Below are 18,624 nucleotides of genomic sequence, written 5' to 3'. Positions count from 1 at the left end.
GTGTCCCGAGTTCGAAGCCTGTTCCGCACGACGGCGCTGGCCGCGATGGCCGGCCTGATGGCAGCGCCGCTCGCCGCGGCCGATGCGCGCCAAGCCGGCGCGTCGAAAGAGCAGCCGCGCAAGCCCGCGCGCGCCGAGCGCCGTCCGAACGTCCTGCTGATCATGGCCGACGATCTCGCGCCGCGGCTCGGCAGCTACGGCGCACCCGTGCGCACGCCGAACATCGACCGGCTCGCTGCCCGGGGGGTCAGCTTTGATCGCGCCTATTCGCAATTCCCCTGGTGCGCACCGAGCCGCGCGTCGATGTTGACCGGCACGCGGCCCGACACCACGCGCGTCAAGGATCTGAACACGCCGTTCCGCGCGGCACTGCCCGACATCCAGACGCTGCCGCAATATTTCCGGTCCAACGGCTATTTCTCGGGGCGGGTCGGCAAGATATTCCACCAGGGCGTCCCCGGCGGGATCGGTGAGGCCGGGCCGGACGATGCGCAGTCCTGGGACAAGGTCGTCGATCCGCGCGGACGCGACCGCGACGCGGAGAATGGCCGGCTGGTCGATCTGACGCCGGGCATCCCCTATGGCTCGGCGATGGCCTATCTCGCCGACGCGGGCGAGGATGGCGAGCAGACCGACGGTAAGGTCGCGACCGAAGCGATCGAGATGATCCGGGCGAACCGCGACAAGCCCTTCTTCATCGGCGTCGGCTTCTATCGCCCGCACGTGCCCGAGGTGGCGCCGAAGCGCTATTTCGACATGTACCCGCTCGACACGATCCGGATCGAGAAGCAGGATCCGGCGATGCTCGCGCGCGTGCTCCCGGCGAGCAAGGCGTGGACGCCCGACAATTTCGGGATGACGCCCGATCAGCAGCGCGAGATGATCCGCGCCTATTATGCGGCGACAAGCTTCATGGACGCGCAGGTCGGGCGCGTGCTCGACGCGCTCGAGGAGCTGGGCCTGGCCGAGGACACGGTCGTCGTCTTCACCAGCGATCACGGCTTCATGCTCGGCGAGCATGGCCAGTGGATGAAGAATATCCTGTGGGAGCCCTCGGCGCGCGTACCGCTGATCGTCCGGGTGCCCGGGCGCAGCAGGACCGCTGGCAAGCGATCGCCGCGCACGGTGGAGCTGCTCGACATCTATCCCACCCTGGTCGAGCTGGCGGGACTGCCGGGCTATACGCGCAACGAGGGGAAGAGCCTGACGCCGCTGCTCATCCGCTCCGATGACCGGCAATGGACCAAGCCCGCGCTGTCGCAGGTGCGCGGCGGCCGCAGCGTGCGCACCGAGCGGTGGCGCTATACCGAATGGGAGGGCGGGAAGCTCGGTCGCGAGCTCTACGATCATACGCGCGATCCCGGCGAGTTACATAATCTGGCGGACGATCCGCGCCACGCCGCCACCATCGCCCGGCTGCGCGCGATGCTGCCGCAGGGACCGGTCGAAGCCAGGTCGAAGCCGATCGCCTATGATGCGGTGCGCGACTGCACCCATTTCCCGCGCCAGCCCGCGCCCGCGCCCGGCAAGGCGTCCGCGCCGGGAGGCGATGGCCTGGCCGGGCTGCAACGCTGCGAGGCGCTTGACCCCTGATTTCCCGGAACTGCCGCGAAGGATTGACCCGATGGCCGCAACGCAACGACGCATGAAAATCAAGGCCGCGCTCTGCGCCGCGGTCGCTGTTGCCCTGGCCGCACCTGCGGTGCAGGCGCAGACAGATACGCCTGGCGCGCAGCAGAAGGCTCCGCTGCCCGCGCCCGCCGCGCGCAAGGACAAGCGCCCCAACATCATCCTGATCCTGGCCGACGACATGGGCGTCGAGACGGTCAACGCCTATGGCGGCGAATATTATACACCCAATCTCGACCGCATGGCGCGCGAGGGGCTGCGTTTCGACAATGCGCATGCGACGCCGCTCTGCTCGCCGTCACGCACGCGGCTCATGACGGGGATCGAAAACCACCGCAACTATGAGGCGTTCGGCTATCTCGCGCCCGGCCAGCGGACGTTCGGCAACATCCTGAAGGATGTCGGCTACGCGACCGGCATGGTCGGCAAGTGGCAGCTCTCGGGGAACGGCTTCGACGGGCGCAAGGGGATTACGCCGGTCCAGGCCGGGTTCGAGGAGAGCGCGCTGTGGCAGCTCAAGCCGCTAGACGCGAAGGGATCGCGCTATTGGGGCCCCACTCGCGTCATCGACGGCAAGACGCGGATCGACGAGGAAGGCTTCGGCCCCGATCGCGACCAGGCGTTCGCGCTGAATTTCATCGAGCGGCACAAGGACCGTCCCTTCTTCCTCTATTATTCGATGACGCTGGTCCACGACCCGTTCGTGCCGACGCCGGCTTCGATGACGAGCGAGGGCGCAAAGGACCGCTTCGCCGGCATGATGAGCTATATGGACGCCCAGGTCGGCGCGCTGCTCGCTAAGCTTAAAACGCTCGGGCTGGACGAGGATACGATCGTCATCTTCACTGCGGACAACGGTACCAACACCGAAATCACGAGCATGCGGAACGGGGTCGCCGTGCAGGGCGGCAAGGGAAGGCCGACCCTGACGGGCACGCATGTACCGATGATCGTGCGTGCCCCGGGACGCGTCGCTGCGGGCGGAACGACGCCCGCGTTGTTCGACTTCCTCGATTTCGCTCCGACCTTTGCCGAATTTTCCGGCGCGACGTTGAAGCCGGGTGCGGGCGACGGCGTCAGCCAGGCGAGCGTGATAACCGGCAAGGCGAGCACGGCACGCGACTCCATCTTCATGCATTATGATCCGCGCTGGTTGGCGCGTCCGGCGCGCTTCGTGTTCGATGCCAGCCGCAAGCTCTATGGGGACGGCCGGTTCGTCGCGCTGGACCCGGCAACCGGCGTCGAGACCGAAATCTCCGCTGCGGGCATGAGCCCGGCGGACCGAGCGCGCAAGGCGGCATTCGAAGCGACCCTGCGCAGCATTCCCGACGTGCCGTTCAGCAAGGAACGCTTCCCGATGTGCGCGGGGCGGCCTTCGCGCGACCCGAAATTGCCGGCGATCGAGGCAGGGTGCCCGTCGCTTCGCGGCGAGGGGGCGTCGGATTGACGAAGCAGTGGGCCTGCGGACGTAAAGATGAGTGGAGAGAGTGGATGGGGACGTTTCGTATCAGCCTGTTGGGCGCGGCGATCAGTCTCGCGGCGGTACCGGCGCCGCTGGCGGCGCGGGATGCGGCTCCGCGGCCCACACCCGCGCAGGCAACGCGGGCGGCAGCTGCCGCCAAGCCGAAGAACGTGATCTTCGTGATCGTGGACGACCTGCGCTACGACGGTATGGGCTTCCTCCAGCCGCAGCTGCGGACGCCCAATATCGACCGCATGGCGCGCGAGGGAAGTTATTTCCCGAACACCGTAGTCACCTCGGCGCTCTGCTCGCCCAGCCGGGCGACTATCCTGACCGGCGAGACCGCGCGCAACCACCGCATCGTCGACAACAACAACTCGTCTGAGGAAGGGCTGACCTTCTTCCCCGCGCTGCTGCAGAAGGCCGGCTACCAGACGTCGTTCATCGGCAAATGGCATATGGGCAGTGACGACGACAATCCGCGCCCCGGCTTCGACAAATGGGTGAGCTTCCGCGGGCAGGGCACCTATTTCCCGACCACCGGCATTCCGGCGGCCGCCGCCGCGGCGGGCAAGCGCAACATGCTCAATGTCGATGGCAAGCCGGTGCCGCAGGCGGGCTATATCACCGACGAGCTCACAGATTATGCGATGACCTGGCTCGACAAGGAGCGCGACAAGTCGAAACCCTTCTTCCTCTACCTCAGCCACAAGGCGGTGCATTCGGACCCGCTGCCCGCGCCGCGCCATCGCGGCCAATATGACAAGGTGACCTTCGGTATCCCCGACACCGCGGCCGACACGCCCGAGAACCGGCGCGGCAAGCCGATGTGGGTCTATAACCAGCGCAACACCTGGCACGGCATCGATTTCTTCTACAACTCCGACATGAAGATGACGGAGTATCTGCGCTATTATTACTCCACCTTGTCGGCGGTCGACGACAGCCTGGGCCGCATCTTCGATTATCTCCGGAAGAACAAGCTCGACCGCGACACCATGGTGGTGTTCACCTCGGACAACGGCTTCCTGATCGGCGACCACGGGCTGATCGACAAGCGCAATGCCTATCAAGGATCGGTGCGGGTGCCGCTGCTGGTGTGGCAGCCGGGCAGCGTGCCCGCGGGCGCGACCAATCCGGGGCGTATCCGCAACCTCGACTATGCGCCGACTTTCCTCGACCTTGCCGGTGTGCCGCGCCCCGCGAATTTCGAGGGCAAGAGCGCGCTGCCGCTGATCACCGGCAAGATCGCCGCGAAGGTCTGGGCGCCGCAGGACTTCATCTACGAATATTATTGGGAATGGAGCTTCCCGATGACGCCGGGGACGTTCGCGATCCAGCGCGGCGACATGAAGTATATCCAATATTATGGCGTCTATGACACCGACGAACTCTATGACCTAGCGCGCGATCCGGACGAGCGGCGCAATCTGATCAACGATCCGGCCTATCTCGGAAAGAAGATCGAGCTGCGCAAGGCGCTGTTCGAGCAGTTGGCCGATCGCGACGGGCGGCATGCGATCCCCTATGGCGAGCGCCGGGCGATCGGCAGCGTACGCCGCGGCCGCAACGGCCCCGGTGCCGCGCAATTCCCCGACGAATGGCTGGTTGAGCCCAATCGGGCCGATCGCCTCGACGACATCCTGCCCGACAGTCCCGCCAAGCAGAAAGCCCATGCGGAGGGCCGGCCCTTCGCGCCGCAGGCGAGGCTCGGTCAAGAAAAGCTGGACGGGGAATGAGCGGCCGGATGAACCGCCGCGGGGTGATTGGTCTCGCCGTTGCGGCGACCGTCGCAGCGCGGGCCGCGTCAGCCGCCACCAGCGAGCGGCCGAACATCCTGTGGCTGGTGAGCGAGGACAATAGTCCGCTCGTCGGCGCCTATGGCGATCGGCTCGCGCATACCCCGGCGATCGACGCGCTGGCGCGCAAGGGTGTGCTCTATCGCAACGTCTATTCCAACGCGCCGGTCTGCGCCCCCTCGCGCTTTGCGATCCTGACCGGCGTCTATCCGGAGAGCTGCGCGCCGGCGAACCAGATGCGCGCCAACGCCAGGCTTCCCGAGGGCTTCCGCACCTATCCCGAGCTGATGCGGGCCGCGGGCTATTTCTGTACCAACGTCAGCAAGACCGACTATAATTGCGACGTCGATCCCAAGGCGATCTGGGACGTGCAAGGGGCCGAGGGCCATTGGCGCAAGCGCCCGGCGGGCAAGCCGTTCATGGCGGTCTTCAACTACGAGACCACGCATGAATCGCAGCTCTTCAAGCCGACGCCCGGCCGCGTCACGCCGGAAATGGTCACCCTCCCTCCCTACCTGCCGGACACGCCCGGCATCCGGCAGGATTTCGCCAGCTATTACAATCTGATCGAGAAAATGGACGGCCAGCTCGCGCAGCGCCTCGCCGATCTCGATGCGGACGGGCTGTCCGACGACACGATCGTCTTCCATTATTCGGACAATGGCGGCGTGCTGCCGCGATCGAAGCGCTATTGCTATGACGAGGGGCTGCGCTGCGAGCTGATCATCCATGTGCCGCCCAAATGGCGGCATCTGATGCCCGCCAAGCCGGGCAGCGTAATCGACGCCCCGGTTTCGTTCATCGATCTCGCCCCCACATTGTTGTCGATTGCCGGCGCCGCGCAGCCGCCGCAGATGCCGGGCCGTCCCCTGCTCGGCAAGCGCATCGGCAGACCGCAACGCTGGGCGTTCGGCATGCGCAACCGGATGGACGAGCGGATCGACTTCTCGCGCACCGTTACCGATGGGCGCTGGCGCTACATCCGCAATTACATGCCACACCGGCCCTGGGGGCAGCACCAGGCCTATGCGTGGCTCGCCAAGGGCTATCAGGACTGGGAGGCGGCTTGGCGCGCGGGCACGCTCAACGCCGCGCAGCGCCGCTTCTTCGAGGCGAAGCCGTTCGAGGAGCTCTACGACCTGCGCGCCGATCCGCACCAGGTCGTCAATCGCACCAACGATCCGGAAGCGTCGCGCATGCTCAAGTCGATGCGCGACGCGCTCGACGCGCATATGGTCGTGATCGGCGACAACGGCTTCATTCCCGAGGGCATGGCCGGCGAGGGCTATGTCGAGAGCCGCAATCCCGCGGTCTATCCGCTCCGCGAAGTGATGCAGCTCGCCAGCGCGGCGGCGAGCCGCGATCCGGCGCATCTCGGCACGCTGCGCACGCATCTGGCCAGTCCGGTGGCGGTCCTGCGCTACTGGGCGGCGACGGGCATGCTGATCCTGGACGAGGCGGCGCGGGGCGAGCTTGCAGGATTGCGGTCAATCATGGACGGCGATCCATCCCCGCATGTTCGCGTGGTCGCGGCGGAGGCGGTGGCTCGGCTGGAGGGTGGCGGCGATGCCGTGCGCGTGCTGGCGGAGATCATCGATGCGCCGCCCTCATGGCAAGTGCAGCTCCACGCGATCAATGCGCTCAACTTCGTCGGCGAATCCGCGCGGTCGGCGCTCGAGACGATCCGCCGCGCGGCACGCGGCGAGAACGACTATGTCCGCACCGTCGGCCGCTACCTCGAAGCGGTCCTCACCGGCACCTACACTCCCGCGACCCAGATCTTCGAGCTGGACCGTCTGCGCCAGCGGATGGGCGGCGGCGCGGGCCGCACCTGATCTGGAGAATAGATAGCGATGACGAATTCGTCTCCCGATACCCGCCCTGGTATGCCGGGCCGCCGTTGCGCCTGTCTCATGCTAGTCGGGGCCGGTGCCCTGATGCTGGCCTCCATGCCGGGCGCTGTCGCGCGGCAGCGGCCGGCGCCCCCGCCCAACATCGTCGTGATCGTGCTCGACGATGTCGGCTTTTCGGACCTCGGCGCGTTCGGCGGCGAGATCCGCACCCCTGCGATCGACCAGCTGGCGCGAGACGGGCTGCGCTACAACCGCTTTGACAGCAAATCGGTCTGCTCGCCGACCCGCGCGGCGCTGCTCACGGGACGCAATCCGCAAACGGTGCGGATGGCCGATCTGCCTGCGGCGAAGGTCGATCCCGCCGACCTGACCCGCGATCGCGGCGAGCTTCCGCAGAACGCGCAGACCATCGCGCAGGTGCTCCAGCGTGCCGGCTACCGCACCTATGGCCTCGGCAAATGGCACCTCGCCCCGGAGGACGAGGACGGCTCGCCCGGGCGAAACGGCTCATGGCCGCTGCAACGGGGTTTCGACAGCTTTTACGGCTTCTTCCTCGGCTGGACCGATCAGTACCGGCCATCGTTGATCGAGGGAAACCGGACCATTCCGACGCCAACGACGCCGGGCTATCACTTCTCGGTCGACATAACGGATCGTGCGATCGCCGCGATGACGCCCGAGCCGGACCGGGCGGCGAAGCCTAAATTCATCTATCTCGCCTATGGCGCGGGCCATTCGCCGATCCAGGTGCCGCGCAGCTATATCGATGCCTATCGCGGAGTCTATGAGAAGGGGTGGGACGCACTTCGCAGCGAGCGGCTGGCGCAGATGAAGCGGATCGGCATCGTCCCGCCGAACACGATGCTCGCCCCGCGCAGCCCGTCCGACCGGCGCTGGGACGACCTCACCGCGATCGAGAAGACGGTGTTCGCCCGGTTCATGGCGACCTATGCCGGGTTCATCACCCATACCGACGAGCAGATCGGGCGGCTGGTCGCGCATCTGAAGGCGACGGGCCAGTATGACAACACGATGATCGTGCTGTTGTCCGACAATGGCGGCGCGTCGGAGGCGGGACAAAAGGGCTTCTTCGAGAAGCTCTACCGGCCCAACACGCTGACGCCCGAGCAGATGCTGGCGCGGCTCGACGAGCTCGGCTCGGGCAAGACCCAGGCCGAGTATCCGCGCCCTTGGGCAATGACCAGCGTCACGCCGTTCCGCCGCTACAAGGTCTGGCCCTATCTAGGGGGCGTGCGCACCCCGTTGGTCGTGACTTGGCCGCGCCTCATTCGCGATGCCGGTGAGATCCGGCGCCAATATGTCGATACCGTCGATCTGGCGCCCACCTTGGCGGAGGTCGCCGGGGCACGCTTTCCGCGCAGCCTGAACGGCGTCGCGGAGATCCCCGTCGCGGGCAAGTCGATCCTGCCTACCCTGCGTTCCGCGAACGCGCCCAGCGCGCGCACCGTCCAGTATTTCGAATTGCGCGGCAACCGAGCGATCACCCGGGGCAAGTGGCGGGCGGTAGCGGTCCACCAGCCGGGCACCGATTTCGCGAAGGACCGCTGGCAGCTGTTCGACACCGAAGCCGACTTCGCCGAGGCGAACGACATCGCCGATCGTCATCCCGGCAAGGTCGAGGAGCTGAAGAAGCTGTGGTGGAGCGAGGCGCACAAGTACAGCACCCCGCCGCTCGCCGAGATGCCGGAGCGATTCCGGTCGCGCGAGCGTTTCGATGACAGCCCGGACCGGCAGGCGATTCCGCCGTTGACGGGCAACTGACTTCCCCGGTCGATCCGGCTAGAGGATGCCGATGCGCAGTTCCCCTGACGTTCGTTCCGCCACTGACTCCGGATTTGCCGGCATGCGTCATGTCGAAAGCGGCCGTTTCCGCATGGGCTCGGACCGCTTCTACCCGGAAGAGGCGCCGGTCCGCACCGTGCGGGTCGATCCGTTCTGGATCGACGAGACGCCGGTCACCAATGCGCAGTTCGCCGCGTTCGTAGCCGCGACGGGATACGTCACCTTCGCCGAGATCGCACCCGATCCGGCCGATTATCCCGGGCTCGACCCGGCACTCGCGCTGGCCGGCTCGCTGGTCTTCGAGAAGACCGCCGGCCCGGTTGACATGGGTGATTTTTCGCAATGGTGGGCCTTCCGCCCCGGCGCCGACTGGCGCCATCCGCTCGGGCCGGACAGCTCGCTCGACGGCCTGGACGATCATCCGGTGGTCCATGTCGCCTATGTGGACGCGGAGGCCTATGCGCGCTGGACGGGCAAGTCGCTTCCGACCGAGGCGGAGTGGGAGTTCGCCGCGCGCGGCGGTGCCGACAGCGACTATGCCTGGGGCGACGAACTCGCGCCGGGTGGGGCGATGCTCGCGAACTACTGGCAGGGCCGGTTCCCCTACGCCAACACCTTGCTCGATGGCTTCGAGCGGACCTCGCCGGTGCGGCACTATCCGTCGAACGGCTACGGGCTGTACGACATGATCGGGAACGTCTGGGAGTGGACGTCGGACTGGTTCGCGATGCCGGGCGCGGGGGACCGCAAGCCGGTCAAGAAGCAGGCGGGAGCCTGTTGCGCCGTTCCCAATCCGCGCGGCGGGCGCGAGCGCGACAGCTACGATCCCTGCACGCCGCAGGTGCGCATCCCGCGCAAAGTGCTGAAGGGCGGATCGCATCTGTGCGCGGAGAATTACTGCCAGCGCTACCGGCCTGCCGCCCGTCACCCGCAGCCGGTCGATTCGACCACCACCCATATCGGTTTCCGCTGCGTCGTTCGCGACTAGCTCCGGGGCACAAAGCTTATCTCCACCCGTTCCGATTGTCGCTTGACAACGTTCCCGCGCTCGATCAGTTTAGCGTTAAATCAAATGAGCGGCAGTCGACGAGTCGCCGTTGCTTAAGGCCAGCAGAGCCGCGCAAAGCCATCGTTTCTGGGGAGGTTGTATGAATCGTTCAGTCCATTTCCATGTCGTCGCGTCCGCCTTTGCGCTTGCTGTTTCGCTGGCGGGGCCGGCGCATGCGCAGGAGACCGCGACGGCATCCGAGCCGCAGGCCGAGGCCGCCGCGCCCGAAGATACCGGCGAGATCATCGTGACCGCGCAGAAGCGCGCCGAGCGGTTGCTCGACGTGCCGCTCGCGGTGACCGCGGTCACCGGCGATGCGCTGGCCGACCGGCAGATCTCCGATACCAGTTCGCTCGTTCAGGCGGTGCCCTCGCTCAGCTTCCAGCAGGGCGCCAACCCGACCAACACCAGCTTCCGCATCCGCGGTATCGGCACTTCGCTGTTCGGGCAGGGAACCGAATCCTCGGTCTCCACCGTGGTGGACGGCGTCGTCGCGGTGCGCCAGGCGCAGGGCTTCTCCGATCTCGCCGATATCGAGCGCGTCGAGATCCTGCGCGGTCCGCAGGGCACGCTGTTCGGCAAGAACGCGTCGGCGGGCGTGATCAGCGTGACCACCGCGCGGCCCTCGCGTGATTTCACCGTCAGCGGTGACTTCACCATCGCCGAGCATGGCGAATATCGCGCGCGCGGCACCGTCTCGGGCCCGCTGTCGAACACGCTGCGCGCACGCGTCACCGGCTATTACAACGACGTGCGCGGCATCACGCGCAACATCGGCACCGACCGCTGGGTCAACGGGTCGAGCGGGTGGGGCGTGCGCGGCAAGCTCGAATGGGATGCGACCGAGACGCTGAACTTCCTGCTGAGCGCCGAATATCGCAAGACCGATGCCGATTGCTGCGGCTCGACGATGGTCAGCATCGTCAACCCCGTGCTCCAGAGCCTGGTCGGCCCGATCCAGGCGTCGCGAACCAACCGCACGATCAACGAGGATGCGGACACCTACGCCAATTCCAGCCAGCAGACCTACTCGCTTCAGGCCGATTTGGATCTGGGCGCGGCGACGATCACCTCGATCACCGCGTTCCAGAAATATCATCTCGACGTCAATCAGCCGATCGACCGCATCAACGCGCCGGTTCCCATCTTCGCAGGCACGGGCGCGGCCTATTCCTGGTGGAACCAGAACCACGGCGTCGCTGATATCCAGGGGCTGAGCCAGGAACTGCGGATCGCCAGCAACGGCAGCAACGCGTTCAACTATGTCGCCGGCGTGTTCTACATGCACAGCTATATCGAGCGGCCGTTCGATCGCCGGCGCGCGCGCTGCACCGCGGGGGTGATCGGCCAGCCCTGCGCCGCGGCCAACATCATCTACCAGTCGTCCGCGAGCGAAATCCATCTCTCGCAGGACAGCATCGCCGCCTTCGGCCAGTTCGACTACAACATCGTCGGCGGCCTCAAGGTGATCGGCGGTCTGCGCGTCCAGTATGAGAAGGGCTTCAACCGTGGCTTCCGCATCGCCCCGATCCAGACCGGCGACGTGATCTTCCCGGCCAATCCCCCGGTCAGCGGGGAGTTCCGCGCCGACGACACCGCGGTGACCGGCAAGGCGGGCCTGCAATATGAGTTCAACCGCAATGCGCAGGCCTATGCGACCTACACGCGCGGCTACAAGGGCCTGGGCTACGAGATGGAAATCTCGGCCGATCTCGCCAACCAGAAGGCGCTCGAGCCCGAGCATGTGAACGCTTATGAGATCGGCTTCAAAGGCCGCACTTCGGACGGTTCGTTCACCATCTCTGCCGCTGCCTTCCTTGCAGACTATACCAATCTTCAGGTCCAGGCGAACCGCTCGGACCCGGTGACGGGCGTCGTGCAGTTCGTTTCGACCAACGCGGGCAAGTCGCAGACCAAGGGCTTCGAGATCGAGGCGACGATGCGTCCGACCGATGGCTTCACCGTGAACGCCGCGGTAACCTATGCAAAGTCGACGATCGACATCGATGGCCTGAACTGCCCGCTGCAGCTGCAGGCGGCCGCGCCGGTGATGACCGGTACGCCGATCAACGTCTGCTACCGCACCGCGGCCGGCGCGACCCCGCAGCAGAATCTGCGCGGCAAGCCGCTGGCGGCGAGCCCCGAGTGGCGCGTCAGCGTGTCGCCGCGCTACGAGGCGGACATCAGCTCGAGCCTGGCGGCGTTCGGCCAGTTCTCGATCAACTTTACCAGCGAGCAGCAGTTCGCGGTCGAGCAGGATCCGTTACTGTGGCAGCCGGCCTACACGCTGGTGGATGCCAGCATCGGCCTCAAGACGATCGACGACCGCTACAGCCTGACCCTGTTCGTCAAGAACCTGTTCGACGAGAACTATCTGACGAGCATCGCGCACAACTCGCTGCTGGCGACCACTGCAAATCCCTACGACCTGATCGGAACCTACAACAAGGATTCGAGCCGCTATTTCGGCGCGACCTTCGGCGTGAAATTCTGATCTTCGGCCTATCCAGCGTCTTCCCGAGAGCGACTGGTTCCCCTGGCGGCGCTCCCTTTGAGGGGCGCCGTCCCTGATCGCGGCATCCCGCTGCATGCTCGATAAGGAAGCCACGAAATGCGCAAACTGGCGAGATGCGTTCTGACGATCTTGACGCTGGGCTCGCTTGGTGCGGCGCCGCCAGATCGGCCGGCCTATCGCGATCTCAACCGCAATGGCGCGATGGACCCCTATGAGAACCCGGCGCTGCCCATCGAGGCGCGGCTGGACGACCTGCTCGCGCGCATGACGCTGGAAGAGAAGGTCGGTCAACTGCTGCACGGAACCTTGCCGGCCAAGGGCTCGGCGATCGGCGCCTCGGTCGCGGGCTATGATCTCGACAAGGCGAGGGAACTGATCGCCGGGCGTCATGTTTCCAGCTTCATCACCCGGCTGGTCATGCCGCCGGCGGATTTCGCGGCGCAGAACAATGCGGTGCAGAAAATGGCCGAGGCGACGCGCCTGGGCATCCCGGTGACGATCAGCACCGACCCGCGTCACCACTTCCACGCGACGGCGGGCGCCAGCACCAATGGCGGCGGCTTCTCGCAATGGCCGGAGACGCTGGCGTTCGCCGCGATCAGCGATCCCGCGCTCGTTCGCCGCTTCGGCGATGCGGCGCGGCGCGAATACCGTGCGGTCGGCATTCATATGGCGCTGTCGCCTCAGGCCGATATCGGGTCGGAGCCGCGCTGGCCGCGCATCACCGCGACCTTCGGATCGGATCCGGCGGCTGTCTCGCGGCTCGCCGGCGCTTACGTCGAGGGCTTCCAGGGCGGTTCCTCGGGCGTGACGCGCGGGGGCGTCGCGGCGGTGGTCAAGCATTGGGTCGGCTATGGTGCTGCCCCCGAAGGCTATGACGGCCACAATTTCTATGGCCGCGCCGTCAGCATGTCCGACGGCGAGTTCGCGAAACATGTCGAGGCGTTCAACGGGGCCTTCGCTGTCCGCGCCGCGGGTGTGATGCCGACCTATGTCATCGTGAACGGGCCGCGGCTGAACGGAGCGCCGCTCGAACCGGTTGGAGCGGGATTCAGCAAGCAATTGCTGACCGAGCTGCTGCGGCGCGAGAAGGGATATGGCGGCCTGATCATCTCAGACTGGGCAATCACCCGCGATTGCGATGCCGCGTGCACGTCGCCGAGTGCGGAGAATCAGCAGCTTCCGGCATCGATCGGGATGCCCTGGGGCGTCGAGCATCTCGCCGTCTCCGAACGCTTCGCCAAGGGGTTAGATGCGGGCCTCGACCAATTCGGCGGCGTGGACGATCCGGAGCCGCTCCTGGCGGCCGTGCGGGCAGGGAAGATCGCGGCGACCCGGATCGACGCGTCGGTACGCCGCATCCTTCGGCTCAAGTTCGAGCTGGGGCTGTTCGAGCAACCCTTTGTCGATCCCAGCGCGGCAGCGGCCGTCTTGGGCAATCCTGCGGTACGGATCGAGGCGGAAGCGGCACAGCGCGCAGGCATCGTAATGCTGCGCAATGCGGATGGCATGTTGCCGCTTCGCGCCGGCACCAAGCTCTGGCTGTACGGCATGGACGCCGCCTCGGCGCGTGCCGCTGGGTTCGAGGTTGTCACGAAGGCGGAGGACGCAGATGTTGCGCTGGTGCGCACCGCGACGCCGTTCGAGATGTTGCACCCGCATCACTTCTTCGGATCCCGCCAGCATGAAGGCCGGCTCGATTTCCGCGCGGACGATCCGGATACGAAGGCGATCGCCGCCGCCGCACGCCACGTGCCGGTGATCGTCGCAGTCGAGATGGATCGGCCCGCGATCCTGACGGCGCTGTTGCCGCATAGCCGTGCCATCGTGGTCACCTTCGGAGCCAGCGAAAGCGCGTTGCTCGACGTCGTGCGGGGCCATGCCAAGCCGCGAGGCCGGCTGCCTTTCGATCTGCCGCGGTCGATGGAGGGTCTCGCGCGATCCGGCGAGCGCGGTGAGTCGCCTTTGTTCTATCGCGGGGAAGGATTCCGGCAGTGAGAGTTGCCTCGCGTCCAGATCGTTCGAACGGCTCCGCGACGCGCTATCTTTTCTCTTCCGTCGAAGCGACCGGTCGGAATTCGCTGCGGAAGGTCGCGGCGCGGATGCGCGTATATTGCTCGCCGGAAAATTCGTAGAAGACGAAGCTGTTAAGATAATAGCGGTCGCCGCGGACCAATGGCTGCTTGAGGAAATCAGGTACGTCCTCCAGCGCAAGAAATTCCGATTCGATTTCCGCCGCCAACGTGACTTCGTTCGCCAGGCACTGCACGATCTCGATCGTTCGCCGTGTTTGCCGGTTCACCCGGGTATAGAAGTCGATGATCGCCTCGCGTCCCGCCAGTTCGGTGCCATTGCCGATCATCAGTCGCACCTCGGGCGCGTAGAAACCGCGCAAGGCGTTCCAGTCACGCCCGTTGAACGCATGAAGATAGGCGCGAAAGCGCGTTTCGGGATTCATCCGCCGGCGCGGGGCGCGCGTTCCTCGCCCACGACGTAAAAATCTTCCCGCAACGTGATCGACGCGATCAGGAAGCAGATCGAGGCGAGGAAAAACACGCACACCGCCGCCATCAGCGCCGTCTTGATGCCATGGGTCGCCGCGACCGCGCAGGGATCGGCCAAGCTCTTGGCCGCGGCCAGCGCCGCCTTGCCGCCGTGGCATTGCTCCAGGTAATTGCCTCCGGCGAACACCGATCCGGCGAAATGGTCGCTCATCCAGCCCACCGCGACGGGGCCCAGGCCCGAACCGAAGATCGTATAGAGAATGGCGAACAGCGCCGCGCCGGTCGCGCGCATGCGCGGTTCGAGCAGGTTCTGAATCATCCCCATCGTCGGACCATAGAAAACCAGCAGCGCCGCGCCCGAAAGGCACAGCATCACCGATCCCCATAGGATCGAATGCATGTTGAACGCGATCCAATAGAGCAGCGGCGCGACCGCCAGACCGATCGCCGATCCCCAGGCCGGCCAGCGCCGGTCCCCGCGCCGCGACAGCCAGTCGGTGCCGAACGATCCGATCAGCAGTCCCGACGCGAGCGCGATGGCGGAGATGGTGCCGTAAAGCGCGCCTGCCTGCTGCACCGGCAACTGGTAGATCCGCCCCAGATAGACTGCCAGGAACTGCGAGATCGCCGTCATCCCGAAACCGGCGAGCGCGCCGCCGGCGATGACGAACAGCAGGCCGCGCTTGCTCGCCACGACACGCAGGAACGCGCCGAAGTCCGGGATCGGCATGGGCTCGCGCGGGGCGTTGTCGGCAAGCCCTCGGCGCGGCTCGCGCAGCACCAGCAGCACGATCAGACCGACGATCACCCCCGGAACGCCGAGCGCGAAAAAGGCCGCGCGCCATCCCCATTGCGCGGCCACCCAGCCGCCCACTGCGGCGCCGAGAAAGGTGCCGGCCGGCGTGCCGAGCATGATCAGCGACATCGCCGACGCGCGCCGCTCGCGCGGGAAATGATCGCTGACCAGTGACGATGTCGCCGGTTGCGACCCCGCTTCGCCCATGCCCACGCCGACACGGCACAGCAGCAGATGGAGGAAGTTCCCCGCCAGGCCGCAGGCGGCGGTCATCAGCGACCAGAAGGTGATCGCAGTGGCAATGATCTTCACGCGTGAAACGCGTTCCGCAAGGCGCCCGATCGGTAGGCCGAGAATGGCATAGAGAAAGGCGAAGGCGACCCCCTGCAGAATGCCGAGCTGGAAGTCGGTGAGATGGAGATCGCGCTTGATCGGCTGGGCGAGCACCGCAAGCACCGATCGGTCGGCGAAGTTGAATACCGCGACGGTGAACGACATGCCGATGAAGGTGCGGCGGTAGCCCGGTGACAGCAGGCGTTCGTCGTCATCGTCGCGCAAGGTGCTCTTCCCCTCCTTGTGCCGCTTCTCGGCGCATCTCGCCGGGAACGGCTTGCCGGTTTCTTTCCGGCGGCATCCTGCGGCAAAGATGATGATTAATCAATATCTATTTACATGCACGACGGACTCGGCGTAGGTGACGGGACCCGCGGGAGAAGAGCAATCATGGTGCATGACGACCTGTATCTGCATATCGATGGCGAGCGGATCGGCTGCGGCGCGCGCCGGACCTTTCCCGTCCTGAACCCGGCGAGCGGCGATGTGCTGGGCGAGTTGCCGCTGGCCGACGCCAGTGATCTCGATCGCGCTCTCGACGCCGCCGCGCGCGGATTTCGCACTTGGCGCAATTCGACGCCGCAGCAGCGCGCGGAGGTGTTGAACGGCGCATCACGGCTGCTGGTGCAGCGTGCCGACATGCTCGCGCGAACGATGACGCTGGAGCAAGGCAAGACGCTGGGCGAGGCGCGCGGCGAGGTTATGATGACCGCCGGGCTGTTCGCTTTCTATGCCGGCGAATGTGCGCGCAACTATGGCCGTGTGCTGGTGCGCCCGGCGGGGCAGCGATCGACTGTCACGCATGAACCGGTGGGGCCGGTGGCGGCGTTCGCGCCATGGAATTTCCCGGCGGGCAATCCCGGCCGCAAGCTCGGCGCGCCAATCGCGGCCGGCTGTTCGGTGATCCTCAAGGCGGCCGAGGAAACGCCCGCATCGGCGCTGGCGGTACTTCAATGCCTGCTCGACGCCGGGTTGCCGGCAGGGGTGGCGCAGGCGGTGTTCGGCGTGCCCGACGAAGTGTCGCGGCACCTGCTTGCGTCGCCGGTGATCCGCAAGCTCAGTTTCACCGGATCGACCGCGGTGGGCAGACAACTCCTCAAACTCGCTGCCGACGACGTGAAGCGGACGACGATGGAGTTGGGCGGGCACGGCCCGGTTCTGGTGTTCGACGACGCCGACATGGATTGTGCGCTTGATACCATGGCGGCGTCAAAATGGCGCAATGCGGGGCAGGTGTGCGTCTCGCCGACACGCTACATCGTGCAGCAGGACATGTTCGCACGCTTCCGCGACGGGTTCATCGAACGCGCTCGTGCGTTGCGGGTGGGCGACGGGCTCGATCCGCAATCGCAGATGGGGCCGATGGCGAACGCGCGGCGGCCGGAGGCGATGGAGCGGCTCGTCGCCGACGCGGTGGCGCAGGGCGGCAAGCGGGCAGCGGGCGGCGAGAGGATCGGCAACCAGGGTTTCTTCTTCGCGCCGACCGTGTTGAGCGAGGTGCCGGCGTCGGCACAGGTGATGAACGAGGAGCCGTTCGGCCCCGTCGCGATCATCAACCCCTATCCCGACGAGGAGGCGATGGTCGCCGAGGCGAACCGGCTGCCCTACGGCCTGGCCGCCTATGTATGGACCAGGGATGCTCAGCGGCAGCGGCGCGTCGCGCGCGAGCTCGAGGCCGGCATGGTTGGGGTCAACACCTCGATGATCGGCGGCGCGGATTCGCCCTTTGGCGGCGTCAAATGGTCCGGACATGGCAGCGAGGACGGCCCGGAAGGCGTCCAGGCCTGCCTGGTTACAAAGGCGGTGCACGAAGCATGACTCACCCACTCGAGACCGGCGGCGGTCGCGGCTATCTGCGCGTTGCGACCGAGGAAGCCTTCGCCACGCGTGAGCAGATCGACGCATTCCTGCGGCTGATCCGCGAGGGCAGGGCGGACAAGGGCGTCACGTCGCTCTGGGGCTTCTATGCGCAATCGCCCTCGGAGCGCGCGATGACGATCATCGAGCGGCTGCTCGATCTCGATGAGCGCCGCATCGCCGACATGGACGCGACGGGAGTCGACGTCGCGGTGCTCGCGCTCACCTCGCCCGGCGGTCAGCCGTTCGAGACGGAGGAGGCAAAGGGCCTCGTCACCCGCGCCAACGACCAGCTTGCCGTCGCGGTGGAACGGCACCCTCGGCGCTATGTCGGGTTGACCAGCATCGCGCCGCAGGATCCCCTGTGGTCGGCGCGCGAGATCAAGCGCGGCGCGGAGGAACTCGGCTTCAAGGGCGTGATGGTCAACAGCCATACCCAGGGCCGTTATCTCGACGAGCCGTTCTTCGATCCGATCTTCCGCGCGCTCGCCGAGACCGGCCAGCCGCTCTACATCCACCCGCAGACGCCGCCCGACGCGATGATCGATCCGCTGCTCGAGGCGGGGCTCGACGGGGCGATCTTCGGCTTTGGCGTGGAGACCGGAATGCATCTGTTGCGATTGATGACCACTGGGGTCTTCGATCGCTATCCCGACTTGCAGGTCATCGCGGGACATGGTGGCGAGGCGCTGCCATACTGGCTCTATCGGCTCGATTTCATGCATCAGGCGGGGGTACGCTCGGGCCGCTATGAACGGTTGAAGCCGCTCAAGAAGGGCCTGATCGATTGCATGCGCGAAAATGTCCTCGCCACCACCAGCGGCTTGCCCTGGGAGCCTGCGATCAAGCTCTGCATCGAGGTGATGGGCGAGGATCGCGTGATGTATGCGATGGATTATCCCTACCAGTATGTCGCGGACGAAGTACGTATCCACGACAATCTCGAGCTGCCGCCGGCGACGCTCAGGAAGCTGATGCAGACCAATGCGGAACGCGTGTTCGGCTTCACCGCCGGCTGAGCGCCG

At 66.3% G+C, this 18,624-nt stretch carries 12 protein-coding genes; 10 read left to right on the top strand and 2 right to left on the bottom strand.

The features are described from left to right. The 8 genes from ACO227_RS17575 to ACO227_RS17540 all read left to right on the top strand — a co-directional run bounded on the left by ACO227_RS17575 (position 1) and on the right by ACO227_RS17540 (position 14,107). Positions 1 to 1,593 (top strand): sulfatase, encoded by a 1,593-nt coding sequence (locus ACO227_RS17575; RefSeq protein ID WP_423603597.1) that lies wholly within the window; start codon positions 1 to 3, stop codon positions 1,591 to 1,593. A 52-nt stretch (positions 1,594 to 1,645) separates the two neighbouring features. Continuing rightward, a complete protein-coding gene (locus tag ACO227_RS17570) occupies positions 1,646 to 3,076 on the top strand; it encodes a sulfatase-like hydrolase/transferase (protein ID WP_423603595.1) in 1,431 nt (476 codons plus the stop codon). A gap of 44 nt (positions 3,077 to 3,120) precedes the next feature. After that, positions 3,121 to 4,830 carry a sulfatase family protein gene (locus ACO227_RS17565; RefSeq protein ID WP_423603593.1) on the top strand — a complete coding sequence of 570 codons (1,710 nt, stop codon included), beginning with the start codon at positions 3,121 to 3,123 and terminating at the stop codon, positions 4,828 to 4,830. A gap of 8 nt (positions 4,831 to 4,838) precedes the next feature. Beyond that, positions 4,839 to 6,725, top strand: coding sequence for a sulfatase family protein (locus ACO227_RS17560; protein ID WP_423603591.1), 1,887 nt, complete (start codon positions 4,839 to 4,841; stop codon positions 6,723 to 6,725). Between the two features lie 114 nt (positions 6,726 to 6,839). Continuing rightward, the gene (locus ACO227_RS17555) at positions 6,840 to 8,525 is read left to right on the top strand and encodes an arylsulfatase (RefSeq protein ID WP_423603589.1); all 1,686 of its coding nucleotides are present in this window, start codon (positions 6,840 to 6,842) and stop codon (positions 8,523 to 8,525) included. An 82-nt stretch (positions 8,526 to 8,607) separates the two neighbouring features. Continuing rightward, on the top strand, positions 8,608 to 9,534 hold the full coding sequence (locus tag ACO227_RS17550; protein ID WP_423603587.1) for a formylglycine-generating enzyme family protein: 927 nt from the start codon (positions 8,608 to 8,610) through the stop codon (positions 9,532 to 9,534). A gap of 160 nt (positions 9,535 to 9,694) precedes the next feature. Next, positions 9,695 to 12,088 carry a TonB-dependent receptor gene (locus ACO227_RS17545; protein WP_423603585.1) on the top strand — a complete coding sequence of 798 codons (2,394 nt, stop codon included), beginning with the start codon at positions 9,695 to 9,697 and terminating at the stop codon, positions 12,086 to 12,088. Positions 12,089 to 12,205: 117 nt separating this feature from the next. Beyond that, on the top strand, positions 12,206 to 14,107 hold the full coding sequence (locus tag ACO227_RS17540) for a glycoside hydrolase family 3 protein (RefSeq protein ID WP_423603583.1): 1,902 nt from the start codon (positions 12,206 to 12,208) through the stop codon (positions 14,105 to 14,107). 43 nt (positions 14,108 to 14,150) lie between these two features. Here the strand turns inward: ACO227_RS17540 and ACO227_RS17535 are convergent, their stop codons facing one another. Then, positions 14,151 to 14,567, bottom strand: a complete 417-nt coding sequence (locus ACO227_RS17535) for a nuclear transport factor 2 family protein (RefSeq protein ID WP_423603581.1) — start codon at positions 14,565 to 14,567, stop codon at positions 14,151 to 14,153. After that, positions 14,564 to 15,967, bottom strand: a complete 1,404-nt coding sequence (locus tag ACO227_RS17530) for a spinster family MFS transporter (RefSeq protein WP_423603579.1) — start codon at positions 15,965 to 15,967, stop codon at positions 14,564 to 14,566. Before ACO227_RS17530 ends, ACO227_RS17535 begins: the two co-directional genes overlap by 4 nt. Before the next feature lie 165 nt (positions 15,968 to 16,132). On the opposite strand from ACO227_RS17530, the gene ACO227_RS17525 reads away from it, so the two are divergent. Both ACO227_RS17525 and ACO227_RS17520 read left to right on the top strand, forming a co-directional pair. Next, on the top strand, positions 16,133 to 17,560 hold the full coding sequence (locus tag ACO227_RS17525; protein WP_423603577.1) for an NAD-dependent succinate-semialdehyde dehydrogenase: 1,428 nt from the start codon (positions 16,133 to 16,135) through the stop codon (positions 17,558 to 17,560). Next, entirely contained in the window at positions 17,557 to 18,618 is a 1,062-nt protein-coding gene (locus ACO227_RS17520; RefSeq protein ID WP_423603575.1) for an amidohydrolase family protein, read from the top strand. Before ACO227_RS17525 ends, ACO227_RS17520 begins: the two co-directional genes overlap by 4 nt. Positions 18,619 to 18,624: the final 6 nt, after the last annotated feature.

The sequence above is a fragment of the Sphingomonas sp. MS122 genome (assembly GCF_049532975.1).
Taxonomy (GTDB): Bacteria; Pseudomonadota; Alphaproteobacteria; order Sphingomonadales; family Sphingomonadaceae; genus Sphingomonas.
Note: the sequence above shows the minus strand (reverse complement) of the source record. Positions and strands in the feature narration are given on the sequence as shown.

What these genes read in the sequence shown, in the direction of transcription:
- ACO227_RS17545 (WP_423603585.1), top strand. Translation starts at nt 9,695, where the DNA reads ATGAATCGTTCAGTCCATTTCCATGTCGTCGCGTCCGCCTTTGCGCTT.
- ACO227_RS17520 (WP_423603575.1), top strand. Translation starts at nt 17,557, where the DNA reads ATGACTCACCCACTCGAGACCGGCGGCGGTCGCGGCTATCTGCGCGTT.
- ACO227_RS17570 (WP_423603595.1), top strand. Translation starts at nt 1,646, where the DNA reads ATGAAAATCAAGGCCGCGCTCTGCGCCGCGGTCGCTGTTGCCCTGGCC.
- ACO227_RS17550 (WP_423603587.1), top strand. Translation starts at nt 8,608, where the DNA reads ATGCGTCATGTCGAAAGCGGCCGTTTCCGCATGGGCTCGGACCGCTTC.
- ACO227_RS17565 (WP_423603593.1), top strand. Translation starts at nt 3,121, where the DNA reads ATGGGGACGTTTCGTATCAGCCTGTTGGGCGCGGCGATCAGTCTCGCG.
- ACO227_RS17535 (WP_423603581.1), bottom strand. Translation starts at nt 14,567, where the DNA reads ATGAATCCCGAAACGCGCTTTCGCGCCTATCTTCATGCGTTCAACGGG.
- ACO227_RS17555 (WP_423603589.1), top strand. Translation starts at nt 6,840, where the DNA reads ATGCCGGGCGCTGTCGCGCGGCAGCGGCCGGCGCCCCCGCCCAACATC.
- ACO227_RS17560 (WP_423603591.1), top strand. Translation starts at nt 4,839, where the DNA reads ATGAACCGCCGCGGGGTGATTGGTCTCGCCGTTGCGGCGACCGTCGCA.
- ACO227_RS17525 (WP_423603577.1), top strand. Translation starts at nt 16,133, where the DNA reads ATGGTGCATGACGACCTGTATCTGCATATCGATGGCGAGCGGATCGGC.
- ACO227_RS17540 (WP_423603583.1), top strand. Translation starts at nt 12,206, where the DNA reads ATGCGCAAACTGGCGAGATGCGTTCTGACGATCTTGACGCTGGGCTCG.